Origin of the sequence: Cognatishimia sp. (assembly GCF_964229375.1) — a bacterium.
Taxonomy (GTDB): domain Bacteria; phylum Pseudomonadota; class Alphaproteobacteria; order Rhodobacterales; family Rhodobacteraceae; genus Cognatishimia.
The window spans coordinates 1-24,466 of sequence record NZ_CAXREH010000081.1; the positions used below are offsets into that span (position 1 = coordinate 1).

General features: G+C 58.8%; 24 protein-coding genes. 8 read left to right on the plus strand and 16 right to left on the minus strand.

What is annotated here, in order from left to right; all coding sequences use genetic code 11:
• The 5 genes from ACEQWH_RS06290 to ACEQWH_RS06310 form a co-directional block, all read left to right on the plus strand.
• Window positions 1–703 (plus strand): RNA polymerase factor sigma-32 (locus ACEQWH_RS06290; protein WP_370228963.1); only part of this gene is annotated, 703 nt, incomplete at its 5' end.
• Between the two features lie 60 nt (window positions 704–763).
• On the plus strand, window positions 764–1,960 hold the full coding sequence (gene coaBC, locus ACEQWH_RS06295) for a bifunctional phosphopantothenoylcysteine decarboxylase/phosphopantothenate--cysteine ligase CoaBC (RefSeq protein WP_370228965.1): 1,197 nt from the start codon (window positions 764–766) through the stop codon (window positions 1,958–1,960).
• Between the two features lie 3 nt (window positions 1,961–1,963).
• Window positions 1,964–2,416, plus strand: coding sequence for a dUTP diphosphatase (dut, locus tag ACEQWH_RS06300; RefSeq protein ID WP_370228966.1), 453 nt, complete (start codon window positions 1,964–1,966; stop codon window positions 2,414–2,416).
• 1 nt (window position 2,417) lies between these two features.
• On the plus strand, window positions 2,418–3,467 hold the full coding sequence (locus tag ACEQWH_RS06305; protein WP_370228967.1) for a ThiF family adenylyltransferase: 1,050 nt from the start codon (window positions 2,418–2,420) through the stop codon (window positions 3,465–3,467).
• A gap of 59 nt (window positions 3,468–3,526) precedes the next feature.
• On the plus strand, window positions 3,527–5,539 hold the full coding sequence (locus ACEQWH_RS06310) for a M3 family metallopeptidase (RefSeq protein ID WP_370228969.1): 2,013 nt from the start codon (window positions 3,527–3,529) through the stop codon (window positions 5,537–5,539).
• Between the two features lie 81 nt (window positions 5,540–5,620).
• On the opposite strand, the gene kdsA is transcribed toward ACEQWH_RS06310, so the two are convergent.
• The 6 genes from kdsA to ACEQWH_RS06340 form a co-directional block, all read right to left on the minus strand.
• Entirely contained in the window at window positions 5,621–6,454 is an 834-nt protein-coding gene (gene kdsA / locus ACEQWH_RS06315) for a 3-deoxy-8-phosphooctulonate synthase (RefSeq protein ID WP_370228970.1), read from the minus strand.
• Window positions 6,454–8,220: a capsule biosynthesis protein gene (locus tag ACEQWH_RS06320; protein WP_370228972.1), complete on the minus strand. Its 1,767-nt coding sequence runs from the start codon at window positions 8,218–8,220 to the stop codon at window positions 6,454–6,456. Before ACEQWH_RS06320 ends, kdsA begins: the two co-directional genes overlap by 1 nt.
• Window positions 8,198–8,857 (minus strand): ABC transporter ATP-binding protein, encoded by a 660-nt coding sequence (locus ACEQWH_RS06325; RefSeq protein ID WP_370228974.1) that lies wholly within the window; start codon window positions 8,855–8,857, stop codon window positions 8,198–8,200. The genes ACEQWH_RS06320 and ACEQWH_RS06325 overlap by 23 nt, the downstream gene beginning before the upstream one ends.
• A 202-nt stretch (window positions 8,858–9,059) precedes the next feature.
• Window positions 9,060–10,358: a Na+/H+ antiporter NhaA gene (locus tag ACEQWH_RS06330; protein ID WP_370228976.1), complete on the minus strand. Its 1,299-nt coding sequence runs from the start codon at window positions 10,356–10,358 to the stop codon at window positions 9,060–9,062.
• 202 nt (window positions 10,359–10,560) lie between these two features.
• Complete coding sequence (locus ACEQWH_RS06335) at window positions 10,561–11,589, minus strand: permease (protein ID WP_370228977.1); 1,029 nt, start codon at window positions 11,587–11,589, stop codon at window positions 10,561–10,563.
• Complete coding sequence (locus ACEQWH_RS06340) at window positions 11,582–11,920, minus strand: ArsR/SmtB family transcription factor (RefSeq protein WP_370228978.1); 339 nt, start codon at window positions 11,918–11,920, stop codon at window positions 11,582–11,584. The genes ACEQWH_RS06335 and ACEQWH_RS06340 overlap by 8 nt, the downstream gene beginning before the upstream one ends.
• Before the next feature lie 109 nt (window positions 11,921–12,029).
• Here ACEQWH_RS06340 and ACEQWH_RS06345 point away from each other — a divergent pair, with 109 nt between their 5' ends.
• Complete coding sequence (locus ACEQWH_RS06345; protein WP_370228980.1) at window positions 12,030–12,608, plus strand: uracil-DNA glycosylase family protein; 579 nt, start codon at window positions 12,030–12,032, stop codon at window positions 12,606–12,608.
• A complete protein-coding gene (locus ACEQWH_RS06350) occupies window positions 12,605–13,393 on the plus strand; it encodes an SseB family protein (RefSeq protein ID WP_370228981.1) in 789 nt (262 codons plus the stop codon). The genes ACEQWH_RS06345 and ACEQWH_RS06350 overlap by 4 nt, the downstream gene beginning before the upstream one ends.
• 38 nt (window positions 13,394–13,431) lie before the next feature.
• Here the strand turns inward: ACEQWH_RS06350 and ACEQWH_RS06355 are convergent, their stop codons facing one another.
• The 7 genes from ACEQWH_RS06355 to ACEQWH_RS06385 form a co-directional block, all read right to left on the minus strand.
• Window positions 13,432–14,361 (minus strand): 2-hydroxyacid dehydrogenase, encoded by a 930-nt coding sequence (locus ACEQWH_RS06355; RefSeq protein WP_370228983.1) that lies wholly within the window; start codon window positions 14,359–14,361, stop codon window positions 13,432–13,434.
• Window positions 14,358–14,768, minus strand: a complete 411-nt coding sequence (locus ACEQWH_RS06360; RefSeq protein ID WP_370228985.1) for a VOC family protein — start codon at window positions 14,766–14,768, stop codon at window positions 14,358–14,360. Before ACEQWH_RS06360 ends, ACEQWH_RS06355 begins: the two co-directional genes overlap by 4 nt.
• 12 nt (window positions 14,769–14,780) lie before the next feature.
• A complete protein-coding gene (gene rodA, locus ACEQWH_RS06365) occupies window positions 14,781–15,920 on the minus strand; it encodes a rod shape-determining protein RodA (protein WP_370228987.1) in 1,140 nt (379 codons plus the stop codon).
• Window positions 15,917–17,860: a penicillin-binding protein 2 gene (mrdA, locus tag ACEQWH_RS06370; RefSeq protein ID WP_370228988.1), complete on the minus strand. Its 1,944-nt coding sequence runs from the start codon at window positions 17,858–17,860 to the stop codon at window positions 15,917–15,919. The genes rodA and mrdA overlap by 4 nt, the downstream gene beginning before the upstream one ends.
• Complete coding sequence (locus ACEQWH_RS06375) at window positions 17,857–18,396, minus strand: rod shape-determining protein MreD (protein WP_370228990.1); 540 nt, start codon at window positions 18,394–18,396, stop codon at window positions 17,857–17,859. Before ACEQWH_RS06375 ends, mrdA begins: the two co-directional genes overlap by 4 nt.
• Window positions 18,389–19,297, minus strand: a complete 909-nt coding sequence (gene mreC, locus ACEQWH_RS06380) for a rod shape-determining protein MreC (protein ID WP_370228992.1) — start codon at window positions 19,295–19,297, stop codon at window positions 18,389–18,391. The genes ACEQWH_RS06375 and mreC overlap by 8 nt, the downstream gene beginning before the upstream one ends.
• 105 nt (window positions 19,298–19,402) lie before the next feature.
• Complete coding sequence (locus tag ACEQWH_RS06385; protein WP_370228994.1) at window positions 19,403–20,443, minus strand: rod shape-determining protein; 1,041 nt, start codon at window positions 20,441–20,443, stop codon at window positions 19,403–19,405.
• 203 nt (window positions 20,444–20,646) lie between these two features.
• Here ACEQWH_RS06385 and rlmJ point away from each other — a divergent pair, with 203 nt between their 5' ends.
• Window positions 20,647–21,426, plus strand: a complete 780-nt coding sequence (gene rlmJ / locus ACEQWH_RS06390; RefSeq protein ID WP_370228996.1) for a 23S rRNA (adenine(2030)-N(6))-methyltransferase RlmJ — start codon at window positions 20,647–20,649, stop codon at window positions 21,424–21,426.
• 85 nt (window positions 21,427–21,511) lie between these two features.
• Here rlmJ and ACEQWH_RS06395 read toward each other — a convergent pair whose 3' ends face one another.
• The 3 genes from ACEQWH_RS06395 to ACEQWH_RS06405 are packed head-to-tail and all read right to left on the minus strand — an operon-like array spanning window position 21,512 to window position 24,098.
• Window positions 21,512–22,084, minus strand: coding sequence for a CIA30 family protein (locus ACEQWH_RS06395; protein ID WP_370228997.1), 573 nt, complete (start codon window positions 22,082–22,084; stop codon window positions 21,512–21,514).
• A 59-nt stretch (window positions 22,085–22,143) separates the two neighbouring features.
• Window positions 22,144–23,715 carry a 2-isopropylmalate synthase gene (locus tag ACEQWH_RS06400; RefSeq protein ID WP_370228998.1) on the minus strand — a complete coding sequence of 524 codons (1,572 nt, stop codon included), beginning with the start codon at window positions 23,713–23,715 and terminating at the stop codon, window positions 22,144–22,146.
• A 14-nt stretch (window positions 23,716–23,729) separates the two neighbouring features.
• Window positions 23,730–24,098, minus strand: a complete 369-nt coding sequence (locus ACEQWH_RS06405) for a cupin domain-containing protein (protein ID WP_370229000.1) — start codon at window positions 24,096–24,098, stop codon at window positions 23,730–23,732.
• Between the last annotated feature and the right edge of the window lie 368 nt (window positions 24,099–24,466).

Consider the following 24,466-nt stretch of genomic DNA (forward strand, 5'->3'; position numbering starts at 1 on the left):
GGCGTCCAAATTCCGCCGGTACGGCGCGCCGATGACTGACCTGATCCAAGAGGCCGGTTTGGGCCTCATGAAAGCTGCAGAAAAATTTGACCCGGATCGGGGTGTGCGGTTTTCCACCTACGCGGTTTGGTGGATCAAAGCGTCGATACAGGATTACGTGATGCGGAATTGGTCGATGGTGCGGACCGGATCGACATCTTCGCAAAAGTCGCTGTTCTTCAACCTCAAGCGGGTCGAAGCCCAGATCATGCGCGAAAGCGGTGAAACTCTGGACTCCCATCAAGTCACGGAAAAAATTGCCACGGAAATTGGCGTGTCTGTGCGTGACGTGGAAATGATGCAGGGCCGTTTGTCTGGCGGAGACTTCTCGTTGAACGCGCAACAGGGCGGCGATGAGGACGGGCGCGAATGGATCGATGTGCTCGAAGATGAAACCATGCAGGGCTCTGAACAGGTTGACGAAGCCCGCGACTCTGAGGTTCTGAAAACCTGGCTGGAAGAGGCCATGGATGGGCTGAATGACCGCGAGAAACTGATCGTGCGCCAGCGCCGCCTGTCGGAAAAGGGTCGCACGCTGGAAGTGATCGGCGCAGAACTTGGCATTTCGAAAGAACGGGTGCGCCAGCTTGAGGTTGCAGCCCTCGCCAAGATGCGCGCGAAACTGGAACGCCACGGCGCGGAAGTCCGTGCGCTGATTGCGTGATCTTGTAACCTTGTGCCCAAGTGCATAGTGTCTGCCCACACCCAAGCTCGGAGTGGGCAAATGCTGGACGATAAACGCATTCTTCTTATTATTTCAGGTGGTATTGCCGCCTATAAGTCGCTGGAACTTATCCGCCAGCTGCGCAAGGCCGGGGCCTGGGTCACTCCTGTGATGACCGGCGCGGCGCGCGAGTTTGTGACGCCGCTTTCCGTCTCTGCTCTGGCCGAGGAAAAGGTCTATCAGGATCTGTTTGATCTGACAGATGAGGCCGAAATGGGCCATATCGAGCTGTCGCGATCTGCCGATCTGATCGTTGTTGCGCCCGCGACGGCCAACCTGATGGCCAAGATGGCGCAGGGCATTGCTGATGATCTGGCATCCACGCTGTTGCTGGCGACAGACACGCAGGTTCTTGTCGCGCCAGCCATGAATGTGCGCATGTGGGATCACCCCGCGACGCAACGCAATATCGCGACCTTGCAGTCGGACGGAATTCGTTTTGTGGGCCCCAACGAGGGCGCGATGGCCTGTGGTGAATTCGGCCCAGGCCGGATGGCGGAACCGCTCGAAATCGTCTCGGCCATCGAAGCCGAATTCGAAGAGGGTCCGCTGACCGGTCGCCGCATTCTGGTGACCTCGGGGCCGACACATGAGCCGATTGATCCTGTGCGCTATATCGCGAACCGCAGTTCCGGCGCGCAGGGAACGGCAATCGCTCAGGCGCTTTCGGCGCTGGGCGCAGAGGTGATTTTTGTCACCGGTCCCGCGGAAGCCGCCCGACCAACCCACGCGCGCGTGGTCGAGGTTGAAACCGCGAGCCAGATGCTCGAAGCGGTTCAGGGCGTTCTGCCTGTGGATGCAGCGGTTTTTGCGGCCGCGGTCGCGGATTGGCGTGTCGAGGGCGCCCGTGACAGCAAGATCAAGAAAGAGGCGGGCGGCCTCCCGTCGCTAAGTTTTGCGGAAAACCCAGACATTCTGGCAACCATTTCCCAGATGACAGAGGGGCGACCCGATCTGGTCGTTGGCTTTGCAGCCGAAACCGATGACGTGATCGCCCATGCCACGGCAAAACGTGCGCGCAAAGGCTGTGACTGGATCGTGGCCAATGATGTCAGCCCGGAAACCGGCATCATGGGCGGCACCGAAAATGCGGTGACCGTCATTTCCCAAGAGGGCGCGGAAAGCTGGCCGCGCATGGGCAAAGACGCGGTCGCCAGTGCACTTGCGGACCGCATCGCTCAAACGCTTGCGGACTGATCAATGACGAAAACCGTTAAATTCAAACGCACTGAGACGAATCCCGACCTGCCACTGCCCAGCTATGCCACGGCGGGGGCTGCGGCGATGGATCTGCGGGCCTGCCTGCCGGAGGGTGATGTGAGCGTTGAACCCGGCTCGCTCGTGATGGTGCCAATCGGCTTCTGCGTAGAGCTGCCTCAGGGCACAGAAATGCAGATCCGCGCCCGCTCGGGCATGGCGCTGAAACGGCGTCTTATGATCCCAAATGCACCAGGCACAATCGACAGCGATTATCGCGGCGAGGTCATCGTTGGCCTGTTCAACTATGGTGCTGAGGCCGTGACATTGGCCCATGGTGACCGCATCGCGCAGGCTGTGGTCGCGGATGTGTTGCAGGTCGCCTGCACCGAAGTCACCGAACTGTCTGACACCGCGCGCGGGTCTGGCGGGTTCGGCTCGACAGGCGTGTCCTGAGATGGGAGCGGTTCTGGCGGCAGCGGCTGCGATTTGGGGGATTGGCGCAGTCATGAAAACGCCAACCTCTGTGCGCTGGACCATGTTGGGCGTGTTGTATCTGGCTGTTGTCATGATGCAGCTGGTCTTTCCCGACGGGCATCCTTTGCGAGAGGCGACCGGTGGCTCGATTGCCCCATGGCTTATTCTGGGCGTGATCGTTTTGCTGGTTTTTGGCTATCGCAAAGCTTTGAACTGGCTGCGTGCCCGCGCGGATGCGCAGTCGGAAGACACCCAAGACGCCCCTGCGAAAACCGGCAGTTTTTCGGAAACAGAGCTTAATCGATACGCCCGCCACATTGTGATGCGCGAGATCGGTGGGCCGGGTCAGAAAAAACTGAAACAGGCGAAAGTCCTTGTGATCGGTGCGGGGGGGCTGGGGTCTCCGGCGTTGCTATATTTGGCCGCTGCAGGGGTGGGCACCATTGGTGTGGTGGATGACGACGAGGTCGACAATTCGAATCTGCAACGTCAGGTGATCCATCAGGATGCCGGCATCGGGATGCCCAAGGTGCATTCCGCCGCCGCCGCAATGCGCGCCCAAAACCCGTTCGTCGAGGTCCGCCCTTACCTTCGGCGTTTGAGCGAGCAGGACGCGCAGACGCTGATCGCTGACTATGATATCGTGCTGGATGGCACCGATAATTTTGAAACCCGTTATCTGGTGAATGCCGCGTGTGTTGCGCAGGGGAAACCGCTGATCTCTGGCGCGTTGACCCAGTGGGAGGGGCAAGTCAGCGTGTTCGATCCCGCCCATGACGCGCCCTGTTACCAGTGTATCTTCCCCGAAGCGCCAGCCCCCGGTCTGTCGCCAAGCTGCGCCGAAGCGGGCGTTATTGGGCCTTTGCCCGGTGTGATCGGCTCGATCATGGCCATGGAGGCGGTCAAGATCATTGTACGCGCGGGCGCTGTGCTGCGTGGCGAGATGCTGATCTATGACGGGCTTTATGGTGAAACCCGCAAAATCGGGTTGAAACGCCGGTCTGACTGCCCCTGTTGTGGCACGAAATAGTGTTTGCCCATTGCGCATCACGGTGAAGGACATAGGTTGATCTCAAAGGAGATCTGCCCATGACCAACCCGTTGCTTGCCCCGTGGACTACGGCTTTTGAAATCGCCCCGTTCGACCTGATTAAGGACGCGGATTTCGCCCCCGCTTTTGAGGCGGCTTTGGCCGAGGATCTGGCCGAAGTTGAGGCCGTGGCCACGAATTCAGAGGCACCTACTTTCGCAAATACGATCGAAGGGTTGATGCGCACCGGTAAAACTCTGGATCGGGTCGCGGGCGCGTTTTACACGGTTGCGGGCGCTGACAGTAACGATGCACGCGAAGAAATCATGCGCGAGATGTCTCCGAAGCTGGCGGCACATGGCTCTGCGATCTATGGCAACAAACAGCTTTTCGCGCGCATTCAGGCGGTCTGGGATCAGCGCGACTCGCTGGATCTGAGTGACGAGCAGCAGCGGGTTTTGATGCTGACGCACCGCAATTTCGTGCGGGCCGGCGCGGCGCTTGAGGGCGATGCTGATACTCGCATGAAAGAGATCAAATCGCGGTTGGCAGTTTTGGGCACCGAGTTCACGCAAAACCTTTTGGCCGATGAGCGCAGCTGGTTCATGCCCTTGGCCGAAGAAGACCTTGAGGGGCTGCCTGATTTTGCCGTGGCTGCGGCGCGTACAGCAGGTGCAGAAAAAGGGCAAGACGGGCCGGTTGTAACCCTGTCGAGATCTATCATTGTGCCGTTCCTGCAATTCTCGCAACGGCGCGATCTGCGCAAAAAGGCTTTTGCCGCCTGGGTTGCTCGTGGGGCCAATGGCGGTGACACCGACAACCGCGCGATTGCCGCGGAAATCCTTAAATTGCGCAAAGAACGTGCGGGTTTGCTGGGCTATGACAGCTTTGCGGATTTCAAGCTGGAAACCGAGATGGCCAAGACGCCTGATGCCGTGCGCGGCCTGTTGATGGACGTATGGGCCCCGGCCAAAGCACAGGCCGACAAAGACGCGATGATCCTGACCCAGATGATGCATGCGGATGGCATCAATGGCGATCTGGAGCCGTGGGACTGGCGCTACTATGCAGAGCAGCGGCGCAAGGCCGAGCATGATCTGGATGAGGCTGTTCTAAAGCCCTACCTGCAACTTGACCGTATGATTGAGGCTCAGTTCGCCTGCGCGAACCGGTTGTTTGGGTTGGAGTTCGCGCCGCTGGACATCCCGCTGTACCACGAAGATTGCCGCGCATGGGAGGTCACACGCGATGGCGCGCATGTTGCTGTTTTCGTGGGCGATTACTTTGCGCGCGGATCAAAACGCTCGGGTGCCTGGTGTTCCGCCATGCGGTCGCAGGCGAAATTCCCGGACACGCAGGCCCCGATAGTGATGAACGTCTGCAATTTCGCGAAATCTGATCCGGCGCTCTTGTCCTATGATGACGCGCGCACCCTGTTTCACGAATTTGGCCACGCTTTGCACCAGATGCTGTCCAACGTGACCTATGAAAGCGTCTCTGGCACCTCGGTCGCGCGCGATTTTGTTGAACTGCCCAGCCAGCTCTACGAACACTGGCTTGAAGTGCCCGAAGTGCTGGCCGAGTTCGCCACACACGCTGAAACGGGCGAGGCGATGCCTGCCGAGATGCTGCAAAAGGTCTTGGGGGCTGCGAACTTCGATATGGGGTTCCAGACCGTGGACTATGTCGCTTCGGCGCTTGTCGATCTGGCGTTTCATGAGGGAGATGCGCCGAAAGATCCGATGGCAAAACAAGCAGAGGTGTTGCAGACGCTTGGGATGCCTGCCGCGATCACCATGCGCCACGCCACACCGCATTTCGCGCATGTCTTTGCCGGGGATGGCTATTCCAGCGGGTACTACAGCTATATGTGGTCCGAAGTGATGGACGCTGACGCCTTTGCTGCCTTTGAAGAGGCAGGCGGCGCGTTTGACCCCGAGATGGCGAAATCGCTTGAGGCCCATATCTTGTCGATGGGCGGTTCCGTGGACGCTGGCGAGCTTTACACCCGTTTTCGCGGGCGCCTGCCGGGGGTAGAGGCGTTGTTGAAAGGGCGCGGTCTGGCGGCCTAACAAGAAACGCCCAAGCGCCCCATCGAAGGGCCCTTGGGCGTTGCCAAATCTGCGATTTGTCTGCGCTATGCGCGAAACGGTTTAGATCTCGATGGGGTTGGCTTTGGCCAGCGCGTCGATCTGCATGAGTGTGTCGATCAGCTTGGGCATGTCGCGCAGATAGATCATGTTTGGCCCGTCACAGGGCGCATTGTCCGGATCTTGGTGCGTTTCGGTAAAGACCGCGCCAACTCCGGTTGCCACTGCGGCGCGCGCAAGGACTGGGGCGAATTCACGCTGACCGCCTGACGCGCCGCCCAGCCCGCCGGGCTGCGCCACAGCGTGGGTTGCGTCCATCACAACGGGATAGCCCGTGCGTGCCATTTCCGGCAAAGACTGCATGTCCACCACAAGGCGGTTATAACCAAAGGACACTCCACGTTCTGTCAGCAGGATTCGCTGATTGCCGGTGCTTTCGATTTTCGCCACAACGTTGGCCATGTCCCAAGGGGCCAGAAACTGACCCTTTTTCACGTTGATCGCGGCGCCGGTTTTCCCTGCTGCCAACAGCAAAGCGGTCTGGCGGCACAGGAAGGCCGGGATCTGCATGATGTCGACCACGTCGGCCACCGGCGCGCATTGTTCTTTTTCGTGGATGTCGGTGATGACCGGGACGCCGATCTCTTTCTTGACGCCTTCCAGCACCTTCAGCCCTGCATCCAGCCCCAAAGCGGGCTTGGCGTTCAACGAAGTGCGGTTCGCCTTATCAAACGAGCCCTTAAAGACGAACTGCGCGCCCGCGGCGTCGCAGGCCTCTTTCAAGGTGCCCGCAATCATCTGTGCGTGGTCGGCACTTTCCAATTGGCACGGCCCCGCGAGCAGGGTCAGCGGTTTATCATTGGCAATCGTCAGATCGCCGACAGTCACATGTTTCATTACGAAGATACCTGTTCGCGCAAGATGGACCCGGTAAGGGAGATCATCAGGTAAATGCCCGAAAACACCAGAAAGGCCAAGATCGTGTTTTCGAATTTACGCGGATAGGCGGGATCTTCGGAGGCGACCGGCGCGACCGATGTGGTCAGATAGCGCACCTGACGGCTGGCTTCGAGTTCGGTTTGCTTCAAGGTTTGCAGGGCCGATTGCATGATCAGATCCGCCGTTGCAAGGTCGGCCTGCGCAATCTGGATCTGACTGGTTTTGCGGGCCAGTGAATCCTCGCCCTCTTTGGCGGCGGTCATGCGATCCTGCAGCGCATCCAGAACACCTTGCAGCCGTTTGATCGACCCGCTGACACCGGCGACGCGTGCCTCGTTGGGGCGGGGGTTGTCATAAAGCTGGGTCAGCTCGAGTTGTTTTTCCTGCAGCTCGATTTCATAGGTGCTGATCTGTTGACGCAGGCTAGCGATCAGGCCTTCGGGGTCAAGCACCGTGCCTTCTTGTAGCTCCACCAGAGCGGTTTGCGCGGCACGTCGGTCTGCTTTTGCTTGCTCCAGCGAGCGACGCGCGTCTTTCACCTGATCTTCGCGTTTGCGCTGGCTGAGTTCATCGACGCGCTCTTCGGCGTAGGTGATCAAAGCCTGAGCATAGCGTTGCGAGATCGCCGGATCGGGGGCCGAGACTTCCATCCGGATGACGCCTTCGGTTGGGTCATAGCCGATTTTCACGAACTTCTTATAGATCGCATAAGCCGCCTCGTTCGACGGGTTTTCCTCAAGCCGTTGCAACGGATCGATCGAAGGATCCGAGAACACGGCCTTAAAGCTTTCGTCCTCATCCAACCGCAGCATTGCGTCTTTGGATTGCAGATAGGACTGCGTTGCAATTGAGTCCTGATTGGTGGCCATCTGAGTGCCCGAGAACAGCGAGCCGATGCCGCCCGCGCCACCCGAACTTTCGGATTGAATAATCAGGAACTCGGACTTGGTGGAGAACATCGGCGTTGCCACCGTGTAATAGTAGTACCCGGCCAATATCGTCGGCAGCGCCACAAAAGCGGCCAGCCGTGAAAACATCAGCAGCGTTTTGCGGCGGCGCCGTTTGGCGATGTCTTTCTGAATATCCCCGATTTCGCGCTCGCGGGTAGAGGCGGGCGCGGCCATTTCGGTCGAGGGCATGGTATTGCCCTGCGGACGTGTCTGCGGCAGCTGAGGGCTGTCGTTTGACACGACCTCCAGCATATTGCGGGTGCTGAAAGGGTCGCGGCCGGTCTCGCGCAACAGGCGCACGGCGTCATAGTCCGAGGTTGCCGCAAGCCCGTGTTTCTGGGCCAGACGGCGTGCCATACGCAATTGACGTCCGGTGAGGCCTTCTTGCCGGATCGCGGCGATGGCTTGCTCGGGGCTCACGGCGGCGGGCATCGAGGCCGGCGGGGCTGTGGTGCCGCGCGCAGGTTGTTCGGGTGCGCTGCTGGCCATGGCGTTCAACCCGCCCATGTCCTCTTCGGGCGAGGTCGGCATTGGGCTGTCTTCGACCGGAGCGATTTTGGCGCGGCGTTCGGCGGCACGGGCCAGTCGGGCCTCGCGGCGGGCGGCCCGATCGCTTGCAGGGGCCGCAGCCTCGGGGGCGCTTTGCGACACGGGCGTGGTTTCCGGCGTCGGCTGTGGCGGCGCAGCCTGAGGCGCCTCGCCGCGCGGCGCGTCTGTAGGGCCTTGGCCACCGCGGCGGATGCGGAATTTCTTAGCCTTGGGTTTGGTAGTCATAAAGCTGCTTTGCCTCTTCCAAGGTGTCAAACATATGAAGCTTGCCGTTTCTTAAAACAGCGGCGCTTTTCGCGAATTTTTCGAGGGTCTTTGGCTGGTGGCTAACGATGACCATGGTCGTCGTGCGCAGCCGTTCTTTCAGCACTTCGCCCGCCTTGCGGTTGAAATCCACATCGGTCGAGCTGGGCATGCCCTCGTCCACTAGATAGATGTCGAAATCCAGCGCCAGCATCAGCGCGAAAGAAAACCGGGCGCGCATACCAGACGAATAGGTGCCCAGCGGCTGATCGAAGTATTCGCCCAAGCCACAAAGCCAGCGACAGAAGGCCTCGACATAGTCGGGATCCAGCCCATAGAGCCGCGCGATATAACGGCTGTTTTCTACCGCTGTGTGTTTGTTCACCACGCCGCCCATAAACCCGAGTGGGAACGAGATCCTGCACGTGCGGCGAATTTCGCCCTCGTCAGGCTTTTCCAGCCCCGCCATCATATTGATGATCGTCGTCTTGCCAGAGCCGTTACGCGCAAGGATGCCGACCGAAGTTCCAAGTTCCACGCGAAAAGAGGCGCGTTCAAGGATGACCTTGCGCTGCTTGCCAGTCCAATAGGACTTACTCACGTTGTCGAACTCGAGCATTACACTGCTCCGGCGCTGCTCTGCCTATATCTCTCCTTAGCGGAGAAGTCTTAATGCCCTGTTGGGCTTTGGTCGTCATTATGTCGGATCAGAGGCTCTTCTGACAACAACTGACTGGTAAATTATTTGATTTTTAACAAAGAAACCGGCGCAAAGGCGCCGATTTCCATAGGTTCGTTGCCGATTTGAGTCACACGGCAGGTTACATCTCGATCTTCTTCACACGCAGAACGCGACCTGCGACGATCGAAATACCGGCGGCGGCGAAGCTGAGAAGCGCACCCATTTTCGCGGCATCCTGAACCGGTCCTGCATCAAATGCGACCGAGGCCACAAAGAGCGAAACGGTAAAGCCGATCGCAGCGACAAAGCCGATAATGACCAGATCGATGATCCTCATGCCTTCGGGCATACCCAGTTTCAGAGGCGATGCGGCGATCCAGCCAAAGATCAGAATGCCGATCGGCTTGCCGATAATCAGACCTGCCAGTACCAGCCAGGTTGCATCCCCAATCGCGCTGAATTCAACGCCAGCGTTCAGCAGACCAAAGAAGAACAGGACAATCTCGACCGGGTGCTTCAGCGCATGCTCGATCACGTTGAGCAAATCGTGCAGGTGCTTTTCCGCGTCAGAAAAGATCCCAAAGGCGCGGTCGGCGTGTGGGATGGCTGGCACGACAGGCAGCAGGCCCAGGGCAGGGTGCAGGCCCGAGCGCATAAAGCCATACCAGCTGATGGCCGCGGCGACGGCATAAGGGATGAAGTGCAGGTTCTTACGGACCCAGGTTGAATTTGGACGCGCTTGGTTGCCGCGGTCCAAACGGCGTGGCAGCCAGTTGAACAGGATATAGACACCCAAGGCCCCGCCAAAGGACGCCAAAAGCCAGATCGGTGCCAGTTCGCCCGATGGGTAGAAGATCGCCAGAATGATCAGGCCAGCCGCATCGTCCGCGATTGCCAACAAAAGCAGGAAGCGGACCGCAGGGTGGCCCGCGCCAAACACCAGACGACCAACAAGATAGGAAAAGGCGATGTCGGTCGCCGTTGGGATCGCCCAACCGTTCGCGACCGCGTTATAGGTGTCAGAACCCAGAAACGCTGCAAGACCAAGGTAAACCGCAATCGGGCCGAACATGCCGCCCGCCGTTGCAAACAAAGGCGTCGCCGCCTTTTTGCCGCGCAGAGAGCCGTCTTTCAGCACAACCGCTTCCCAAACCTCTTTCGCGGCGATCGCAAAGAAGAAGGCCATCAAAGCGTCATTCACCAGATAGTGGAACGACAGCACTTTCGCAGTTCCAGGATCACCAAAGGCGTCATAGCCTTTGCCATAGGCTTTCTTCCAATAATCATAATCCAGGCCGACCCAGTCGTTGAACCAGACCGGATATTCCACCAGATGGTGATAGCTATGTGCATCCGTGTTTGCCCAGACCAACGCAATCAGCGCGCCAATTATCAAAAGCAGCGAATAGTTGGTTAAAAAGTTCCAAACTCGGTACATGCTTGCTCCTCCAGCGGTTTCACAGCAGATAACCCAACCACTACAGGTCTTCAATATTTTGACCCGACCTTCTCGCAAACTTTCCCGTCATATCGCGTTATAATCGCTGTTTGAGGGCTGCAATTGTGGCGGTTGTCGCGATTGCATAAAAAAGAGGCCGCGCAAATGACGCGACCTCGGTTTTTTTGGAGAGCTTGACTGGTTAGGCAACCATCTGCCAGGCCACCCCAGCAAAGAAGCTGCCGACCAGCGCAAATCCCAGATAGGCGACAAAGACACGCGGCTTCACCAAGGCCCAGACCGCAATGGCTGCCGGAATAGAGCTGACACCGCCTGCGATCATGAAACTCATGGCTGCGCCTTGGGCCATGCCTTGCTGCAAAAGCGCATCCACCAGCGCAGGTGCCGCATATCCGTTCAGATAAGCAGGGGCCCCCACAAGCGATCCCAGAAAGATTGGCAGAACGCCATCGCCACCCAGAACACCAGCGATCAGCTCGGCTGGCACATAGCGCACCATCAGGGCCTCGATCGTATAGGCCAGCGCGAGCCACTTCAGCAGAAAGAGCGCATTCTCGAGCCCGGAGTCGCGGAATGTCGCGCGGCGGGAGGCGTCGGTCCAGAACTTCCAGACAGGCTTTTCCGAGAAAGGCTTTTTCACGCCACAGCAGCCACCCACCTGCGGTGTTTCCCGCAGGGGTGCGTCAAAGACAGCTGATTTTGCAAAGCTCATGGTGACAAAGCCGCCAAACAGACCCAACGACACCGCAGCAATCGTTTTGGCGATGGTGAACTCAAATCCGAGCGTGCCGGCGGTGATCGAGAACATCGCAGGATCCATGAGCGGCGAGGCCAGCCAAAAGGCCATGACCGCCGACAATGGGGCCCCCGCCGCCAGCAGCGCCGCAATAAAGGGGATGACTTCGCAGGAACAGAACGGCGACAGACCGCCCAGCAGGGCTGCAAAGACGATCATGCGGCTTTCCTTGCCGATAAAGGCCTGCGCAAGAACGTTTTCCGCGCCGCTGGCCTTCATATAGGCGATGGCGACAACCGCAAACAGGATGAAGGGCGCTGTGCCTGCCAGCGCGTCCATGGCAAAGCCAAGCGTTGGCACAAATGCCGGGGTATCCAGCACGGCGACGGCGATCAAAATCGCGACAATTGCCAGCCAAACGCGATCCAGCCTTTTCAGCAATGGTGTTTGCGGGGATTGGGATATTTCAGCCATGATCGTGGTCCTGATCTTCGACGTCTGCGCAGCATTCCTCAAGCAGGAACTGCGACAGCGCACGTACTTCATCAAAGGCGACCGCTGCGCAGATGATGCTGCGGCCGTGTTTCTGTTGGGTGACCAAACCTGCCTGCGCAAGGATCTTCATGTGGTGTGTCAGGGTAGAGCCTGTGACACCAGTGCGCTGGCCAAGCTCTCCGATGCTCAGCCCATCATTGCCCGCACGCACCAGAGTGCGCAGAACAGCAAGGCGTTGCTCGCTGCCAAGGGCAGCAAAGGTCGAGGCGGCGACTTCGAGGGTTAGGTCGTTTGGCAATGAATGTTTCATATTTCTAAAATTGTCGAAATAATGAGTCGACGCAAGCATTATTTTCATATTTTTCGAAATATCGAATTTCCGGGGTTTCAAATCGCTATGCAATCGGCAGGATACGGGCATGGACATTCGCGACGAAATTCGGGCCTGTGCGATCTGCGCCGATCGGTTTGCAGCCACACATACCCGCCACAGCCCGCGCCCGGTGGTGTGGTTTCAGCCGTCGGCGCGGATCCTGATCTGCGGTCAGGCACCGGGGGCGCGTGTGCATGACAGCGGCTTGCCTTTCACGGATCCCTCGGGCGAACGTCTGCGCGCGTGGATGGGGATTGGCGAGGATGTTTTCTATGATCAGGACAAGGTGGCCATCCTGCCGATGGCATTCTGCTTTCCGGGCTACAACGCCAAGGGCGCTGATCTGCCGCCGCCGCCGATTTGCGCCAAGACCTGGCGACAGGCGGCGATGGACATGCTGCCTGACGTACAGCTGATCCTGTTGGTGGGGGGCTATGCTCAGAAATGGCACTTGGGCACCAAGGGCGTAACCGCAACGGTCATGGATTGGCGCAGCCACGCGCCGCGCAGCTTCCCCTTGCCTCATCCGTCCTGGCGCAATACGGCTTGGCTGAAGAAGAATCCCTGGTTTGAGGCCGACTTTTTGCCGGTTTTGAAAAGCAGGGTGCAAGAGGTCTTGAGATGACAGACACCCCTTTGGATCGCGCGCACGCCGCAATGGATGCAGCGCCCGACGACGAGCGCGCGCGGCTGCGGTTTTATGAGCGACTGGCGGATGCCGAACTGTTTTTGCTGCTGAGCGAAGAGGCATCAGGCGAGACGATCAAGCCCGAGATTTTTGACGTTCAGGATGCCCAGTTCGTGTTGGTCTTTGACACCGAAGATCGTTTGGCGGGGTTTGTCGGAAAACCTGCGCCTTTCGCAGCCCTTTCCGGCCGGATGATTGCGCAAATGCTGGCGCCTGCGGGCATCGGTATGGGCGTGAACCTCGAGGTCGCGCCTTCGTCGATCCTGATCCCACCGACGGCGGTCAACTGGCTGGTGGATACGTTGGACAATGCCCCTGATGAGGTCGAACAGCGCCTTAGCGAAGTGACCGCTCCGTCGGGTCTGCCCGAGGTTCTGATCGAGGCGCTTGATGCGAAACTCTCCAGTGCCACGGGGCTTGCGCGCTGGGCCTATCTGGTGGGGACGGTCTCGGAAACGGGCGGGCGCGGCCATATGCTTGGGTTTGTCGGAGCCATCCCCGAGGCGCAGGATGCGCTGGCCAAAGCGGTGTCAGAAGCGCTTGGGTTTTCAGGCTTAGAGGCAGGCACACTTGATGTGGGGTTCTTTGACGCCTCGCATCAAGTCGCCGCGCAGCTGGCGCAGGTAGGGTTGCGGTTTGATTTGCCACAGCCCGAAGCGCAGGCAGATATCATCCCTGTCGCACCGGGCAGCGATCCGGACAAACCACCGCGTCTGCGATAGGCGAGGGCGATGGTTTGTGGATCGCAGCTGTGCGCGAACTAGTAACCGGCCTCTCGATCCACCAGATGCAAGAACGGCAGGCCAGTTTCGCCCCGTTTCACATTCTCGGCGATCACCTGCGCCGCTGTCACGGCACGAGTTTCCGCGGCGATATGCGGTGTCACGGTGACGTTTGGGTGACCCCAGTAGGGATGGTCAACCGGCAGAGGTTCGATGCGGAACACATCCAGTGTCGCATGTGCAATCTGACCTGAATTCAGTGCGGCCAAGAGTGCATCGTCGTCAATCAAAGGCCCGCGCCCGGGATTGATGATCCGCGCCCCTTTCGGCATCTGCGCCAGTCGCTCTGCATTCAGAACGTTGGTCGTCACAGGGGTGTCTGGCAGCAAAAGGATGACGATCTCGGCCTGCTCCAAAGCCTGTGCAATGCCGCCCTCGCCATGTACACAGGTGATCCCATCGATGGTCTTGGGGCGCCGTGCCCAGCCGGTGACATGAAACCCCAGACCGGCCAAAGCCTTGGCACAGGCGGTGCCCAGCACTCCAAGTCCAAGCACCGTCACATGGCGCTGTGTTGCCAGCGGTGGGCACATCGGAGACCAAGCACCTGTCTGGTGGCTGATCCAGTGGTCGATATCCAGATGATAGCGCAGCGTATGCGCGACCACCCATTCCACCATGCCCTGTGTCAGGCCCGGGTCCACCATGCGACACAGAGGTTGCGTCAGTGTTTGATTGCCCGTGATGGTTTCAACCCCAGCCCACAGGTTCAAAACCGCTTTACAGCGCGTATAGGGGGTGAAATCCTGCAATTCAGAATTCGGCGCATAGACAACATAGTCCACGTCACTGGGCTGGTGATCCTGGCGCAGGTCGACTTTAAGGTCTGCGTCCTCAAACGCCTTAAGCAGAGGGTCGCGGTATTTGTCCCAGCGGTCAGGAAGCGCCGCGAACTGGATATTGATCACGATGCGAAAACCCCTGTGTTGTTGTCAAACCCTTTGATCTCGATGGGGTTGCCTGATGGATCGCGGAAAAACATCGTCCCCTGTTCGCCGGGCTCGCCCGGGAAGCGCACAAAAGGCTCTAGCTCAAAGGTCAGGCCCTCTTCGACAAGACGGTCTGCCAGCATTTGCCAGTCGGCCATCGGAAGGATGACTCCAAGATGTGGCATCGGAACCATGTGGTCCCCGACCTTGCCGGTATTTGTGGTTGCAAAGGGTGTGCCCAGATGCAGCGAGATCTGGTGGCCGAAGAAATCAAAATCCACCCAGGTATCCGTGCTGCGCCCTTCCTCGCATCCCAATACGCCGCCATAAAAATCGCGCGCCTTATCCAGATCGGTGACATGATAGGCGAGGTGAAAAATAGACATAAGGTCTCCTAGTTAACGGGGGCGATGCACATGGGCGCTTTGGATGATGCCGAAAGCGATCATAAGCACCAACATCGAGGATCCGCCCCAGCTGACCAGTGGCAGCGGCACACCCACGACCGGGGCCATGCCCATCACCATCGACATGTTCACGGCAAAGAACAGAAAGAACGTTCCGGCCATGCCCATAATCATCAGCGAGGAAAATCGGTCTCGGTTGGCCAGCGCGCTGAGGACACAGAAGATGACGATCAGCGCATAGATGCTGAGCAGGGAAATCGCGCCAAGGAAGCCAAATTCCTCTGCCAACGTCGTAAAGATAAAGTCGGTGTGTTTCTCGGGCAGAAAGTTCAGACGACTTTGGGTGCCTTGCATGAAACCGCGGCCCGTCCAGCCGCCGGACCCAAGTGCGATCTTGGACTGGGTGATGTGATAGCCAGCACCAAGCGGATCTGAGGCCGGATCCAAAAAGGTGTCGATACGTCGGTACTGATAGTCTTTCAAAAGCTGCCAGCCGGTTTCACGGCTTTGAAACACCGCAGTGATCACGCCCACGCCTGCCGCAATGACTGCTGCGAAATACGCCCAATGGACGCCGGCCATAAAAATCACCACAGCGCCGCCCATCAGCAACAGAAGCGAGGTGCCCAGATCGGGCTGCCGCAGAACCAGCATGACGGGGATCACAATGATGATGATCGGCACCAGCAACCACAAAGGATGCGAGGTTTTGTTGATCGGCAGCCAGTCATAGTACGCGGCCAGAAACATCACCAACGCGATTTTCATCAATTCCGAAGGCTGCAGTCGCATAAACCCAAGGTCGATCCAACGCTGGGCACCGCCTTGCACGGTACCGAAGAACTCGACACCCACCAGCAGGACAAGCGCGCCGACGTAGAACACGGCGGACATATTGCGCCAGAACCAAATCGGGACCATGGCCATGCCGAACATCAGACACAGACCCAGCGCAAACCGTTTCATCTGCGCTTCGGCCCACGGGTTGAACGACCCGCCCGCGACCGAATAGAGCATCAGAAATCCAACGCTTGAGACGGCGATTAAAAGGATCACCAGAGCCCAGTTCACAAATAAAATTTTGCGCAGCCCAGACGGGACAGTTTTGACTGTATACTCAAGATAGCTCATGCGCGGTCACGTCCGTTGTTGCGCAGTTGCGGGAACTCTTGACGCAGACGGGCTTGCTGGGCGCGAATTTTGTCGCGGTCTTTTGTGGGATAGGCTTCAAGCGGCGGGTCACCGTCGTAAAGCGCTTGCAGGGTGATGTCCCGCGCGATTGGTGCGGCCGCGGTCGAGCCGCCACCGCCATGTTCGACAACAACACAGACCGCGATCTCGGGATTGTCGTAAGGTGCGAAATTCACGAACAAAGCGTGGTCGCGCCGTTTCCAAGGCAGGTCTTCGTTTTTGGTAACGCCCGCCTCACGTTCGGCAGCCGTAATGTTGCGCACCTGACTGGTGCCGGTTTTCCCGGCAAGCCGATAGCCGTCTTCGATGATACGGCTGCCATAGGCGGTACCGCGACGATGATTTGAAACGGCAAACATGGATTTGCGCACCAACCGCAAGTGGTTCTCGTTTATGCCCAGCGGCGACACGCCGCGCACGGTCTGATCAACCCCATTCACGGATTTCACCAAACGCGGCGCAAGTTGCAAACCCGAGGCCAGCCGCGCTGTCATTACCGCCAGTTGCAAAGGCGAGGCCAGCACAAAGCCCTGACCGATCGAGGCGTTGACCGTATCACCGGGCAGCCAGGCTGCATCGCGGTTGCGCAGCTTCCAGTCCATCGTGGGCGCAAGTCCCTGAGCCACGGCGGACATCGGAACATTGTGGCGCACGCCAAGGCCCAGCCGCCGCGCCATCGCCGAGATCTTCTCGATCCCGACCTTCAGCGCGATTTCATAGAAATAGACGTCGCAGCTTTCCCGCAGAGCGGTTTCAAAGTTCACATTGCCATGCCCGCCGCGCTTCCAGCAGTGGAACTTGCGGTTGCTGACTTCGAGGTGTCCGGGGCAATAGAAGGTGTCTTCGCTGTCAATCAGACCTTCTTCCATCGCGGCCAAGGCAGTGATCATTTTAAAGGTCGAGCCTGGCGGATAGGTGCCCTGCACGGATTTTGTGGCCAAGGGGCGGAATTCGTTGTCTGTCAGCTTGGAGTAATCAGCAACTGAGATGCCGCGCACGAACAGGTTGGGATCAAAGGTTGGCGATGAGTTGATCGATAGGATGTCACCGGTCTTGGTGCTCATGACAACTGCCGCAGCACTTTCTTCGCCCAGACGTGCCTGCACGTAAGACTGCAGCTTTTGATCAACCGTCAGCTGCATATCGGCACCGGCAAGACCCTCGCGCCGGTCCAACTCGCGCATGATACGGCCGACTGCGTTGACCTCGACCTGTTTGGTACCGGCTTTGCCGCGTAGGGCGTCTTCGCGTTTGGCCTCGATACCTACTTTGCCGATCTGGAACCGCGGGATCAGCAAAAGCTGGTCCGGATCTTCGATCCGCGACAGGTCATAGTCCGAAACGGGGCCGACATAGCCGATGACATGGGCAAAGTCGCCGCCATGCAAATACCGTCGTGACAGCCCCACTTCTGGCGTGATGCCGGGCAGGGCAGGGGCGTTGACAGCCACCCGCGACATCTCTTCCCAAGAGATACGTTCCGCAACTGTCACCGGCAGGAACGGCGGAGATCGCTTCATTTCGGTCATGGCGCGGTTTAGGGCGGTTGCGTCCAATTCGACCAGGGTCGACAACTTGGCGATCACCGCATCCACGTCGCCCGCATCCTCGCGCACAATCGTGATCCGGTAGCTGGGTTCATTCACCGCCAATGTGCGACCATTGCGATCAAAGATCTCGCCTCGTGCGGGCGCGATCAGGCGGATGTTGATGCGGTTTTCTTCGGCCAGCAGGCGGAACTCGTCGGCCTGTTCGACCTGTAGATAACGCATCCGCAATCCAAGCACACCCATGAAGGCCAGCTGCCCACCGCCCAGCAACAGGGCGCGGCGGGTCATGCGGGCCTGATTTGCAGCGATATCAGCCTGAGACTTTCTCATACGCGCCCCTGCAACAGTTCGGGATCGGACGGGTTGATCTTGCGCAGACCAACAAACACAAACAACAGGATCGCCACAAGCGGATAGGACAGGACGCTCATGATCAGTTGAATGAGCGTGAGGCCAAGGCTCGCATGATCCAGCAAAAACAGGGCCTCAAGCAGGCGGTTGCCCAGAACGATTGCTGTCATCCCGCCAGCAGCCGTCAGCCATTCCACGCTGAAAGGCATGTCGCGAACGCTGGTTGCACGTGCGCGCAGGTTCTCGCAGACCAGATAGGTCGTCAGGGCCAGCAGACCCGGTGGTCTGAGAAACACAAAATCCGCCAGCAGCATCACGCCAGCAATGGCCAAAGGCGGTGCATAGTCAGGACGGCGCAACACCCAAAGCACGCACATCACCAACATCATGTCGGGGCCGGTAAAGCGGCGCGGCACCGTTTCCATGGGCAAAAGCTGCCAGAAAATCACAACCAGAGACAGCGCCACAAAAGCGCCGCGCATCAGCCAGAGGCGTGTGGTGAGGTTTTCACTCATCCTCGCGCTCCTCTGCCACCACCGCAGGCTCTGGCGGCGCAAGGTTTTCCGGCGCGATCAGGGCACCGGTGCCTTCGATGCTTTCTTTGCCGTGGTCGCGCAGCACGCGCAGGAACTCCAGCCGCTCATAGTCAGCGGACAGGCGCACACGCAAACGCCCGCCGGGATCCGAGGCGACGTGGCCAATCAGCAATCCCGATGGAAAGACTCCACCGTCGCCAGAGGATACGATCCGGTCGCCGGGGCGCACCTGGTCGGGGTTTTCAAGAAAGTCGATCACCGGCGCAACCGAGTTGTCGCCCACGATCAAGGCACTTTCCCCCGAGGGCTGGATGGTGGCCGGAATGCGCGACGAGCTGTCAGACAACAGCATGACCCGGCTGGTGGTCTGGCCAACGCCGGAAATACGTCCAACCAACCCGATGCCGTCCATTGCGGCCCAGCCGTCGATAATTCCGTCGCGCGCGCCAATGTTCAGCAGAACGGATTGGCGGAACGGCGATCCGGCGTCGGCCAGAACCACGCCGGTGACAAAGGTCAGTTGCGGGTCAAGACGCACATTGTTCAGATCCAAGAGCCGCGCGTTTTCCTGTTCCAGCTGAAGCGCCGCTTCTTTCCAGGCTTTCATCTGCTGAAGTTCGCGCCGCAGCTCTTTGTTTTGGTCAACAACGCGCTGATAGCTTTGAAATTCACGGATCAGGTTGATCGATCCGGTCACCGGCGCCATCGCCCAATCCATCGACGGGACAAAACGATCAATCACCATGGCACGGAACCGTTCGACGCGCGGGCTGTCGATGCGCCACAGCAGAAACGTCAGAAGCAAGATGGCAATTGTCAGCACGTAAAGCAGCCGCTTAAGCGGCGTTACGAAATCTTCCTGATTGCGTTCTCGAGCCATGCGGTTCTTTCGTGCATCTCCGGTCGTGGGGCCTAGCGCCTTGGGCGCTTATGTAGCACGGGGTGCGAGGTGGCCCAAACGAAAGACAGTTTGGGCCATTTTTGTTCAGCTTTCGTAATCAATCGCGTGACGAAGCTGGGTTTCGTATTCCAGAGCCTTACCGGTGCCCAGGGCCACACAATTCAGGCTTTCATCGGCGATGGACACGGCCAGGCCAGTTTGCTCGCGCAGCGCCAGATCCAAATCGCCCAACAGCGCACCGCCGCCTGTCAGCATAACGCCGCGGTCCACAATATCTGCGGCCAGATCCGGCGGGGTTGCCTCAAGCGCGGTCATCACCGCTTCGCAGATCTGTTGTACAGGCTCCGCCAGCGCTTCAGCGACCTGAGCCTGCGAAATTTCGGTTTCCTTGGGCACGCCGTTCAACAGGTCGCGGCCGCGCACCAGCATAGAGGCGCCGCGCCCGTCATCCGGCATCCGCGCCGTCCCGATAGAGGTCTTGATGCGCTCGGCGGTGCTTTCGCCGACCAGCAGGTTTTGCTGACGACGCAGATAGGAAATGATGGCTTCGTCCATCCGGTCGCCACCCACGCGAACCGAGCGGGCGTAAACGATGTCGCCAAGCGACAGAACCGCGACTTCGGTGGTACCACCACCAATGTCGACAACCATGTTGCCGGTCGGGTCGGTGATCGGCATGCCTGCGCCAATCGCAGCTGCAATCGGTTCGGCAATCAGACCCGCACGCCGCGCACCAGCCGACAGAACAGACTGACGGATCGCGCGTTTTTCGACCGGGGTTGCGCCATGAGGCACACAGACGATGATTTTAGGTTTCGAGAAGGTCGAACGTTTGTGCACCTTGCGGATGAAGTGTTTGATCATCTCTTCGGCGGTGTCAAAATCCGCGATCACTCCTTCGCGCATCGGGCGGATCGCCTCGATCGAGCCAGGCGTCCGGCCCAGCATCAATTTCGCGTCTTCTCCGACGGCCAGAACCTTTTTGACGCCATCCTTGACGTGATAGGCAACAACCGAAGGTTCAGACAGGATCACGCCCTTGCCTTTGACATAGACCAGCGTGTTCGCCGTGCCCAAATCAATCGCCATATCAGACGAGAAAAGCCCACCAAGATTTCCCAGCATAAAGTCTCGATCCCCAATCAATTTCCGGGTCCGCGACTCTGGGATGAGCGCAGACCGCCTTGTTATAGGCGCGGCTTAGGGAATGGGGAAGTGAGTCGCGCTCGAAATCAGCGCGAATCCGCCACGAAATGGGGTAGGGATGGTGTTTGAGGCTGTCTTAGGGGGCAAATCTGCTCTATGCGGGCCTAAATCGGAGGGCTGGCATGCTGAGCTATCAACATATCTATCACGCTGGGAATCTGGCGGATGTGCAGAAACACGCGCTGATGGCGTGGGTTCTGGACTATATGACGGCCAAGGACAAACCCCTGAGTTATCTGGAGACCCACGCGGGGCGCGCGCTTTATGATCTGAGCTCGGAGGAAGCCGCCAAAACCGGAGAGGCTGCCGCAGGGATTTCGATTGCTGAGGCATGGTTTGATGCAGACCATCCCTATCGGCGCGCGCTGGCTGCGGTGCGCACGCAGTTTGGCCCCGACGCCTATGCCGGATCGCCTTTGTTGGCCGCGCATTTGCTGCGCGCTCAGGACAAGATCCATCTGGCAGAGCTGCATCCTGGTGAGGCCGATGCGCTTGGCGATGCGATGGCCATGTATTCCGCGAAAATTCATCGCCGTGATGGGTTTGAAATGGCGCAGGCGGTCTGCCCGCCCGCGCCGCGCCGCGGGGTTTTGCTGATCGTTCCGAGCTATGAAATCAAAACCGATTTTGACCGTATCCCAGGCATCATTGGCAAGCTGCACAAGAAGTGGAATGTCGGCGTGATTGCGCTGTGGTATCCGATCCTGAAAGACGGCAGTCATCTGCCGATGATCACGGCGCTTGAGTTTCAGAATCTGCCCAAAACCCTGCGCCACGAAGTGCGCTTTCCACCGGCCAAAGACAAACACCGGATGATCGGGTCAGGCATGTTTTTTGTGAATGCGCCTTGGGGGCTTGAGGCGGAAACCCAGTCTCTTTCAGGCAAATTCGACGCGCTTTGAGGGCCGGTTAAGAGAGTTTGGATTTCGCAGGCATGCGCCTGCAAAACCCAGGATATTTTTAGCAAGAGAAAAAGCGCGGCCTTTGTTACGCGTCGCCGTCCTGCAGGAGCCTGATTTCGGATACAGAAAGGTCCGCCTCAAAGTCGCGGCCATAGGCGACGATGCCGATGCCGATGACCTTGGTGGGGTCGAGCGTCTTGGGCATGTACCCGCGCGAGGATTTGAACGCGGACAGGTCCATGTCCACGGTTTGCCAGTCGCCTGTGGTCTCAAAACTTGCGCGATAGCTGTGCCAGGGGCGGCGCATGTCGATGGTGCGCAGAAAGACGTAGTATTCGGCTGAATTGCCTTTCACCTTCAGGCGCAAGCCGCTGGTCCAGTCGGGCAGCCCGTCTCGGACAGAGGCGCGGAACTGAATGAAACCGCCGTTGTTGTCGGTGCTGACCGTGCCTGTCAGGCGGGCAAAGGATTGGGTGTCTTCGGTTTCAAACCGCAGCTGCCCTTGCGAGACACCGCCCATTACGCGGTCTGCGACATAGCCCCAACGTCTGTCTGCATCAGCCCCAAAGTCCTCGATCAGCAGATCCGCCGCGCCGGGCGAGGCCGTGGCCCCGATCAAGGCGAGCGCCAATGTTCCAGCTTGCATGTATTTGCCCATTCCAGCCACCTCTCTGAAGGGGAGGTAGCTGGATTGAAGCGGCAGACAAGTGCGTGGGGTTACGCCATGTCTTTGTAGGAGACTTCGCGCGCATCCGCGCCTTCGCCCATTTTGCTGCGCCGCACGTGCAGGCGGTTCAGCGCGTGAATATAGGCCTTGGTCGAAGCCACGACTGTATCCGTGTCAGCCGACTCTCCGGTTGCGACGTTGCCGTCCTCGGACAGGCGCACCGAAACCGTGGCCTGCGCATCAGTGCCTTCGGAGACCGCGCTCACCTGATAGAGTTCCAGATGCGCGGCATTCGGGTGCAATTTGCGCACCGCTTTAAAGGCCGCGTCCACGGGGCCATCGCCTTTTTCGATCGCAGTTTTCTCTTCGCCGTCTATCGACATGACCAAAGTTGCATCCGCAGGGCCGCCTGTGCCGCAGACCACGCGCAGGGTGACCAGCTTCAGCAAATCGTTCTCGTCGTCTTCGCCAGCACGCATCAGGGCGATCAGGTCGTCGTCAAAGACCTCTTTCTTGCGGTCGGCCAGATCCTTGAAACGCACAAAGATGTCTTTGAGCTGGTTGTCGGCCAGATCGTATCCCAGCTGCTCAAGCTTGTCGCGCAATGCGGCGCGGCCCGAGTGCTTGCCCAAAGGCAGCGAGGTGCCCGACAGACCGACGTCTTCGGGGCGCATGATCTCGAAGGTTTCCTTGTTTTTCAGCATGCCGTCCTGGTGGATGCCGGATTCATGGGCAAAGGCGTTTTTACCAACGATGGCCTTGTTGAACTGAACCGGAAAGCCCGACACGGTCGAGACGCGTCGCGAGATCGACATCAGCTTGGTGGTGTCGATGTTAGAGGTCCACGGCATGATGTCATTGCGCACTTTAAGGGCCATAACGACTTCTTCGAGTGCGGTGTTGCCTGCGCGTTCGCCAAGGCCGTTGATCGTGCATTCGATCTGACGGGCGCCACCGGCAACCGCCGCCAGAGAGTTCGCAGTCGCCATGCCGAGGTCGTTGTGACAATGGGTGGCGAAGATCACCTCATCTGCGCCGGGGACCGTTTCGATCAGCCGGGTAATCAGCTCGGCGGATTCCATTGGGGCGGTATAGCCCACGGTGTCGGGGATGTTGATCGTGGTCGCGCCAGCTTTGATTGCGATCTCGATCACGCGGCACAGGTAGTCCCATTCGGTGCGGGTCGCGTCCATCGGGGACCACTGCACGTTTTCTACCAGATTGCGCGCATGGGTGACAGTTTCGTGGATCTTTTCGGCCATCTCATCCTGTGTCAGGTTCGGAATGGCGCGGTGCAGGGGCGATGTGCCGATAAAGGTGTGAATACGGCTGAGGCCTGCGTGTTTCACCGCCTCGGCACAGCGGTCGATGTCGGCGATATTGGCGCGGGCCAGACCACAGATGCGGGCGTTTTTCGAACGTTTCGCAATCTCAGAGACCGCGCGGAAGTCGCCCTCGGAGGCGATCGGAAAGCCTGCTTCGATGATGTCGACGCCCATGTCGTCAAGCATCTCGGCGATCTCGAGTTTTTCCTCGTGGGTCATGGTCGCGCCCGGGCTTTGTTCGCCGTCGCGCAGGGTGGTGTCAAAAATATAGACGCGATTTGGATCGGTCGATGTCATGAGAGAGTTCCTAATCAGATGTGCGGTTTGGGAGCCGGCGGGACGCCGCTGTCTCCGGTATTGGGTTCGCCGGTCGGCTCGATCAAAAGCACTTTGACTTCTGTTTCAGCGCGAGGGCGGTGAATGACGCCTTTGGGGACGATAACAAGTTCGCCAGCGCCAAATGTCACCGCCGGATGGTCGGCATAGTCCATCGTGACTTCGCCCTCGAGAACGAGAAAGAAGTCGTCGGTGTCATCATGTTTGTGAAAGGGAAATTCGCCTTTGAGTTTGACCACCATCACGTCGTTGCCATTGTAGTTGGCAACCACATGGGGATCCCAATGGCTGTCAAACATCGCCAGCTTTTCAGCCAGATTGATGCGCGGGGCGGGGTGGGTCATGTTGGTCTCCTAAGTGCGGTGTTTATGGGCGCAAGTCGCATATCCTCTGAGCGGGTGCGCCGGACCGGCCGCACTCAGAGGCGCGTTAGGAGTAGGTCTAGACCAATGGCGAAGGGCGCCGGAAGGCGCGCGTCGTATGTGATATGGGTCTGTGTAACCATAGAGCGGACTATACCTTGGAAAATTGGAATGAAAAGGGGGAAGTTTGCCTCTTTTTGCGGCTGCGTCAGCGCGTTTGGCAGTGTTGCGAAGAAAGCGGTGGCTGGGCTGTGGTTTTGCTCTAGGTCTAGGGTATGAAACGCGCATTGATACTTGGAGCAAGCGGCGGAATTGGTGCTGCTTTTCACGACACATTGACCGCCAAGGGG

What these genes read in the sequence shown, in the direction of transcription:
- kdsA (WP_370228970.1), bottom strand. Translation starts at nt 6,454, where the DNA reads ATGAAACATGTGACTGTCGGCGATCTGACGATTGCCAATGATAAACCG.
- rlmJ (WP_370228996.1), top strand. Translation starts at nt 20,647, where the DNA reads ATGCTGAGCTATCAACATATCTATCACGCTGGGAATCTGGCGGATGTG.
- ACEQWH_RS06385 (WP_370228994.1), bottom strand. Translation starts at nt 20,443, where the DNA reads ATGCTGGGAAATCTTGGTGGGCTTTTCTCGTCTGATATGGCGATTGAT.
- ACEQWH_RS06335 (WP_370228977.1), bottom strand. Translation starts at nt 11,589, where the DNA reads ATGGCTGAAATATCCCAATCCCCGCAAACACCATTGCTGAAAAGGCTG.
- dut (WP_370228966.1), top strand. Translation starts at nt 1,964, where the DNA reads ATGACGAAAACCGTTAAATTCAAACGCACTGAGACGAATCCCGACCTG.
- ACEQWH_RS06310 (WP_370228969.1), top strand. Translation starts at nt 3,527, where the DNA reads ATGACCAACCCGTTGCTTGCCCCGTGGACTACGGCTTTTGAAATCGCC.
- rodA (WP_370228987.1), bottom strand. Translation starts at nt 15,920, where the DNA reads ATGAGCTATCTTGAGTATACAGTCAAAACTGTCCCGTCTGGGCTGCGC.
- ACEQWH_RS06345 (WP_370228980.1), top strand. Translation starts at nt 12,030, where the DNA reads ATGGACATTCGCGACGAAATTCGGGCCTGTGCGATCTGCGCCGATCGG.
- mreC (WP_370228992.1), bottom strand. Translation starts at nt 19,297, where the DNA reads ATGGCTCGAGAACGCAATCAGGAAGATTTCGTAACGCCGCTTAAGCGG.
- mrdA (WP_370228988.1), bottom strand. Translation starts at nt 17,860, where the DNA reads ATGAGAAAGTCTCAGGCTGATATCGCTGCAAATCAGGCCCGCATGACC.
- ACEQWH_RS06360 (WP_370228985.1), bottom strand. Translation starts at nt 14,768, where the DNA reads ATGTCTATTTTTCACCTCGCCTATCATGTCACCGATCTGGATAAGGCG.
- ACEQWH_RS06320 (WP_370228972.1), bottom strand. Translation starts at nt 8,220, where the DNA reads ATGACTACCAAACCCAAGGCTAAGAAATTCCGCATCCGCCGCGGTGGC.
- coaBC (WP_370228965.1), top strand. Translation starts at nt 764, where the DNA reads ATGCTGGACGATAAACGCATTCTTCTTATTATTTCAGGTGGTATTGCC.
- ACEQWH_RS06375 (WP_370228990.1), bottom strand. Translation starts at nt 18,396, where the DNA reads ATGAGTGAAAACCTCACCACACGCCTCTGGCTGATGCGCGGCGCTTTT.
- ACEQWH_RS06325 (WP_370228974.1), bottom strand. Translation starts at nt 8,857, where the DNA reads ATGCTCGAGTTCGACAACGTGAGTAAGTCCTATTGGACTGGCAAGCAG.
- ACEQWH_RS06340 (WP_370228978.1), bottom strand. Translation starts at nt 11,920, where the DNA reads ATGAAACATTCATTGCCAAACGACCTAACCCTCGAAGTCGCCGCCTCG.
- ACEQWH_RS06395 (WP_370228997.1), bottom strand. Translation starts at nt 22,084, where the DNA reads ATGGGCAAATACATGCAAGCTGGAACATTGGCGCTCGCCTTGATCGGG.
- ACEQWH_RS06305 (WP_370228967.1), top strand. Translation starts at nt 2,418, where the DNA reads ATGGGAGCGGTTCTGGCGGCAGCGGCTGCGATTTGGGGGATTGGCGCA.
- ACEQWH_RS06330 (WP_370228976.1), bottom strand. Translation starts at nt 10,358, where the DNA reads ATGTACCGAGTTTGGAACTTTTTAACCAACTATTCGCTGCTTTTGATA.
- ACEQWH_RS06405 (WP_370229000.1), bottom strand. Translation starts at nt 24,098, where the DNA reads ATGACCCACCCCGCCCCGCGCATCAATCTGGCTGAAAAGCTGGCGATG.
- ACEQWH_RS06400 (WP_370228998.1), bottom strand. Translation starts at nt 23,715, where the DNA reads ATGACATCGACCGATCCAAATCGCGTCTATATTTTTGACACCACCCTG.
- ACEQWH_RS06350 (WP_370228981.1), top strand. Translation starts at nt 12,605, where the DNA reads ATGACAGACACCCCTTTGGATCGCGCGCACGCCGCAATGGATGCAGCG.